General features: G+C 60.4%; 7 protein-coding genes. 1 reads left to right on the plus strand and 6 read right to left on the minus strand.

Features of this window, described 5'->3' with window-relative positions; all coding sequences use genetic code 11:
* Positions 1-402 precede the first annotated feature (402 nt).
* Positions 403-723, plus strand: a complete 321-nt coding sequence (locus GSQ89_RS18395; protein WP_256367337.1) for an acetate--CoA ligase family protein — start codon at positions 403-405, stop codon at positions 721-723.
* Between the two features lie 100 nt (positions 724-823).
* On the opposite strand, the gene GSQ89_RS18400 is transcribed toward GSQ89_RS18395, so the two are convergent.
* The 6 genes from GSQ89_RS18400 to GSQ89_RS18425 all read right to left on the minus strand — a co-directional run.
* Positions 824-1,783, minus strand: coding sequence for a hypothetical protein (locus GSQ89_RS18400; protein ID WP_158927868.1), 960 nt, complete (start codon positions 1,781-1,783; stop codon positions 824-826).
* 52 nt (positions 1,784-1,835) lie between these two features.
* Positions 1,836-2,054 carry a hypothetical protein gene (locus GSQ89_RS18405; RefSeq protein WP_158927870.1) on the minus strand — a complete coding sequence of 73 codons (219 nt, stop codon included), beginning with the start codon at positions 2,052-2,054 and terminating at the stop codon, positions 1,836-1,838.
* 838 nt (positions 2,055-2,892) lie between these two features.
* The gene (locus tag GSQ89_RS18410; protein WP_158927872.1) at positions 2,893-3,741 is read right to left on the minus strand and encodes a TauD/TfdA family dioxygenase; all 849 of its coding nucleotides are present in this window, start codon (positions 3,739-3,741) and stop codon (positions 2,893-2,895) included.
* A 140-nt stretch (positions 3,742-3,881) separates the two neighbouring features.
* Positions 3,882-4,172, minus strand: coding sequence for a PAAR domain-containing protein (locus tag GSQ89_RS18415; RefSeq protein ID WP_158927874.1), 291 nt, complete (start codon positions 4,170-4,172; stop codon positions 3,882-3,884).
* Positions 4,173-4,275: 103 nt separating this feature from the next.
* Complete coding sequence (locus GSQ89_RS18420) at positions 4,276-5,196, minus strand: hypothetical protein (RefSeq protein ID WP_158927876.1); 921 nt, start codon at positions 5,194-5,196, stop codon at positions 4,276-4,278.
* Positions 5,197-5,322: 126 nt separating this feature from the next.
* Positions 5,323-5,819, minus strand: a 497-nt coding sequence (locus GSQ89_RS18425; RefSeq protein ID WP_216856258.1) for an OmpA family protein, incomplete at its 5' end; no start/stop codon positions are given.

Below are 5,819 nucleotides of genomic sequence, written 5' to 3' on the forward strand. Positions count from 1 at the left end.
TTGTCAGCGACAATCAGACCGAACATCATGAACTCGTTGCGGTCATCAATTCTCATCCTGATTGACGCATTTTCTCACCCAGATTGTCGCGCTACATCCGGGTCGCGATCGATGCCTACGACTGCCGCCGCATGTTCCGGAGCGCTTATGTGATAGCCACCTCCAGCCCCGCTGCTTCATCCGCACGCAACGTTTCCGAGGCCAGGAACAGGCGATCCAGCAAATCCGCCAGCACGGCCCGTTCGTCATCGGATAACTCGGCCTGAATGATTGCCTCGCGCCGCCACCATTCGGGCCGTAGACGATCGACGAGGTACCGGCCAGCCCGTGTCAGATCCCAGGTCCGTCGCCGCGGGTCCGACTTCCGCGCCGACGCCCCGATGAGCCGGCGGTGGTTCCGCGATCCGTGACCGGGAATTCGGCATGGTCATGGGCTGTGGCATGGGCGGCGGCATGACCGAGATCATCGATGATGAGGTGTTCGCCCGGGCGCCGATCGACGCTGATGGGGCAGAAGACCTGCTGCGGCGCTTGCGCACATTGCACCGCCTGCCCGGGTTCCTGACCAGCGATCAGATTCGCCGTGCCCCGGACTTCGCCGCGGGTTTTAGTGCGCTGGCCGCGACCGCGCCCTGGCCGGTTTTCACACTGGAGGTGAACCCGCGGAAGGTTGGCGAGAACTCGGTCGCCGCGGTCGACGGGCTGCTGATCATCGAGCGGTAGTCCCACCGAACCGCCAAGGCCGCACCTGCGGCATTGTCATTTACGCCCCAGCGTACCAAGCAGAATTCATCGCTAGCTTGGAACCACGAATGACGCCGGATCAGTTGGTCTGGAAGTCATAGGCATAGCTGATGTTATAGGTCTTGTTCGGCTCCCAGGTCGCCAATTCGCCTTCCAGAAAAGCCTGACGCTCACCCCCCGGCGCTTTCAGCCACGTCCACTTGGAATCGAGGAACATAAAGCTCCAGCCGGTCGGCTGCGGTGTTCCGGAAGGCGGCTGGCCTTTCCGGACAATCCTTGTCCAGCCCAGCAGGCGTTCGGCCCCCAATCCCGCGAAGGCCTTTTCGCCCGGCCGCCACAGGCTGTTGTTGCCCATCTCCACCTGGGTCTTCTCGGTATCGACACCCTTGGCGCCACTGCAATCGACAGCGAAAAGATACTGAAACGCTAGCTCACCGCCACCGTCGGCTGGGCCGCCATCAGCATTGTTCTCGGTATAGCGGTAGGGAAAGGCAGTCGCCCCAAGAAGTGACCGCGCGACGCATGTTCCGCTCTCATTATAGAGATCACGATTTTGATAACCAATATACAGGTCGGTTGTTTGGCAACACGGATGCTCGTGGTAAAATTTCTTCACCACCTGAAGCGCCAGATCGGGCTTTTTCTGCAGCGCAACCATGCCTTCCTTGGAGACCCGTCCCAGGTCGTCACGCGATCCAGCCCGAGCCTTTCCGCCATCGATCCGAAAACCGATCTGGAAATCCTTCCACGCACGTGGTCGCGGCCCAGCCTCAAGAATAGCGAAAAATCCTGTACCATCACGACGTCGGATCGAACTGGGCAGGCTTTTGTCTCCGGCAACACCGAGTTCGCCGTCCATCATCTCAGCTGCAATTTGCGATGGCGAAACCTTCTTGTAGCAGTCCCCCCAAAGATTCTCCAGCATAACGAGCTGATCCTGTTTCCGCATCAGATTAAAGATGCGTATCGGAAACGACAGGCAACTCGCATGATGCTCGGCATAGCCCCCGCTTGGCTCCCTCAAGGCTGTTTCCAGCATGATGGTTCCAACCATGTTCTTGAAATGAAAGCTGTGCCAGTGACTGCGGCCGTCATCGCCCATGTACTTGAGGGAATTGACCAGGGATGTACTTGAGGGAATTGACCAGGGACTGGCTGGCAGCGAGATAAAAGACGTTGCTCTTCATGCCTTTCGTTGCGATATCGCCAAGGGTCGCGGTATCCATGAAAGACCCGCCCATCGGCGGTGCGACCGGAACAGGGTTGCGCGGCACGGGCGCGGGACGTGGCTTGGCGATCGCCTTTGGCATCGGACCTCCGGGCGGGGGTCCGAGCGGTCCCTTTGAGAGGGGTTGTTTCGTGACGCTCAACGGCTGGATCTCCTTCGATCGGTTTCCGCCCAAAATCCTGTCGGCGACGAATCCGCGACAAATTATAAAGGCAGGGCAACAGGAAGCACCCTCGCGATCCAGGATCGCGTTGGCACGTTTACACTAAACCCGCGCCAAGCATCCCTCGCGAACCGGCCATCGCGGCTTCTTTCGTCAAACACTATGGCAAACGCCTCGGCTGAACAATATCGGAACGTCCTGCAATCACAAGATCCTGGCGTTCGGGCTCTTGCCCGACTTGCGTGGGTTCGAACGGCAACGGGCTCCAGCTCGAAAGCATGCAAAGTTGTGCGGACCGGGCCGATCGATCGGCAGAGTCGAGGCCACACCGCAGAAGGTGGAATTATGGCGAAGCTAGTGTGGCGGGCGAAGCTGATCGCCAAACTTGTGTCGGGCATCGTAACCGAGACCGAGGTGGCACGCATTGAGCGCGAGGATTTCGCGCCTCCCGAAACGCTCGGCCTTGCGCCGGATGTGGGCGAGCGGTTCCGATGGTGCGAGCATTGCGGGACGCAAGCGACGTCGCCAATAAAATTACCGAAATGCAACAAAAATCATCGCGTTTCGAATGACGCAACTGCCCGTTAAGCAGACCCTAAACGGGGTACGGTGTCGCCCGAGTGCTGACTGACCGAGCACCTACGGGTGATTTGATCCCGCGGAAAGACCTGGGTTGTTACATATTACAATATAGCGGCCATGGCTCGAAAGCGGCACCGCAATTAAATACGTAAACGACAAAAAATCGGCACGCAGGTCAGGCCGGCGCCTTCCCGCGGAGGCAGGTCCGATGCAGAACCCTCGGATACCGGTTCGCATCGAAGTTTGAATTGGCCCGGTGCAGCAGGCACCGGTTGTCCCACATCAGCATGTCACCGGCGCGCCACTGGTGCAGATACACGAAGCGGGCCTCTGTGGCGTGTGCCTCCAGTTCCAGGATGCGCGCCCGGCCCTCCTCGGTCGATCGACCATCCAAATGCGAGGCATGCTCGCCCATGAACAGTGCCTTTTTCCCAGTCTCGGGGATCACGCGCACCAGCGGATGGACGATATCCGGTGCGTCGGCGAGTTCCTCCGCCGTGGGCTTTCGGTCGATGTTGGAACGCGAGAGCGCCCAGCTATGCACCACCCCGACACCGTCCAGCGCCTGCTTCGTCGCCTCCGGCAGCGCCTCATAGGCAGCGATCATGTTAGCAAAACAGGTCTCTCCGCCCTGGGGCGGCATCGTCACTGCGTGCAGAATAGTTGCCAGAGATGGTTCCGGACGAAAGGACTTGTCCGTGTGCCAACCGGTGGATGCCACCTTGCCGCTGGGTTTGCCATCATCGCCGAGGTTGGAGACGATGTGCAGCAGTGGGTTTAGCTTGCCCTTGTTGCGGGCCATGTGCCGCTCCAGCGTGCCGAACTGCTCCGTGAAAGCGATCTGCTCCTCGTGTGACAAATGCTGATCGCGAAAGCACAGTACGTGGTGGCGGATGAACGCGGCATACACCGAGTCGCGAGTCGTCGCGTCCAGCGGATGGCGCAGGTCGAGCCCAATGACCTCGGCGGCCAGGACGGGCGCAAGCGGACGTACTTCGAAGTTCAACTTCAGAGCTGCGGACATGGATCGGCTCTTCCAACCGTGGTCGCCTGTTCAGACGCATTTGTTGGTCCGAGACTGCGCTCGGATCGCGGAACGCGCAACCACGCAGCGCCCCGACGCTTTTCCGGTCGCCGTCAAAGGCGGGAAAGTATCGGGCGCGTTCAGCCGATCAGCACGGTAAAGCAGCCGAGGACGATCGCTCCCCCATGGGCACAGGTGTCACCCATGCGAGCCGCCGGTTGCTCGCCGATCAATACGCCTGTCGAGCCCATGGCGATCGTATCAGGCGGCCCAACGCAGACCAGCATGTCGCCAACCCGAGCCGCGGGCAGTCCCTGGATCAACACCGTCGGACAGCCAGGCGAGACGATAGGACCGCCGACATGGGGTACAATGCCGGTTACCATCGGGCAAACATGCATATCTGTCAGACGAGCGGCGGGTAGTCCCATCGGCGCATAATCCTGGCGTCTACGAACGATCCCGATGATCCAAGCACCGGCGGGGAGAAGGATCGGCGCTCATCGTCACTTTTGCAAGCAAAGCCCGCTACCCTTATTGAAGGCCCGCCAGAAGATCCTTCAACCATCCCGTCGGCATATCCTGCAAAAATTGGGCACGCAGTTCGGCTCGCCGCGACGGGGTCATGTGGACTTGCGACGGAGAAAAAAATTTCGGATCCGAGGTAAAGAGCAAGTACGCCTGCGTCTCGTTTTCGATCAATTCAGCATTCGTACTGTCATAACCCTCTCCGGCAAGGTATGTGCGGAAGTCCGCCTGCTCCACCGGCGTCATGGTGTCGAGAAAAAACCGGTGGACATAGGACGCGTAGGCCGGGTTGCTGAAATACTCACCATGTGAAAGCTCATGCGTGAGGATGGTATTTCGCGCCGCGGCTGTTACATCCGCGTTTGCCCCGACCCCGGGCGCGGAGATCAGGCCAGCCACCGTATCCGGCTTGAGCCAACCAAGCCGGTCCAGCAGGTGGCGGAGCAATACCTCCCCTGACGTAAGCTGAACATGAGCTTGATCGGCGATGGTGAAAAAACGCCGCAATGATGCCGCGCTGTAATCGTGGCCGTAATAAAAACCGGCATCCACGTCACCATCGGCCTTGACCGCACGATCAAGTTCGTCCGCGTTCAAAATACGATCACGCGGCAAACCCGCCTTTTCGATGAGCGCCGCGACGCGGTCCAGCATGATTCTCTGCCGCTTCAACGAGGCGAAATCCAGAACGACGATCTGGGGATTTTCGGCCAACCGGATGATCGATAGATTTGTGGGTTGGTGCACCAGGATCTGCGCCACGGTCGCCGCTTCGATCGGAAGTTCCGGCTCGGCGGAAGCGGCCTTCTCCCCGGCATTTCGCACCATCGGTGGCGAAACGCGTGATGCCTGAGGCCAGACCAACCACGCGATGACGATCGCCACAAGGACAACGATCAAGCCGCTGATCGCCCCGATCGCAATCATCGATCCGATGCCGGGTGAACGCGGCCGTGCCAGACCGCCAGGGGCTATGCGCACCGTCTCATCGCTGTCCGGTACGGGCCGTTTCACGCGACCGCCACTGTCAACACCGTCCGCAGCGGCGCGATACTATCCGCCGAGATTGACGACCAGGACGCGACGATTGCGCGGTTCGGGCACCTGGGGGCCAGTGATGACCAACGGCTTGTCGGAACCCATCCCAACGGGTTCCAACCGAGCGGCCGCGACACCGAACTTTGATTCTATGTAGGCGACGACAGCCTGCGCACGCTGTTCCGAAAGAGCGCGATTGGCCTCAGGCTTACCGACCGTGTCGGTATGGCCTTCAACACGGAAGCGATAATGTGACAGCGCCTCACTGCTCAATGCCGTTCCCAGGGCATCGAGCGTGTGGATCGCCTGCGGCGTCAGTTCGGCGGAACCCGTCGCGAAATTGACCGTCAGGTTGACCGCGGGCATCGCATCGCCGTGGGCAGTAGTCATAGGTTTCCCTGCCGCGATCGCGGGACGCGCGGACGATTTGCGCGCTTCAGGTGTGGCCTGGGTCGCCGGCGCGCCACTGTCGGCCGGCGCCCCCGCCGGTGCCATGCGAATGCCGCGCGTCG

This window comes from Acidisphaera sp. S103, from assembly GCF_009765975.1.
In the GTDB taxonomy this organism is placed as follows: domain Bacteria; phylum Pseudomonadota; class Alphaproteobacteria; order Acetobacterales; family Acetobacteraceae; genus Rhodopila.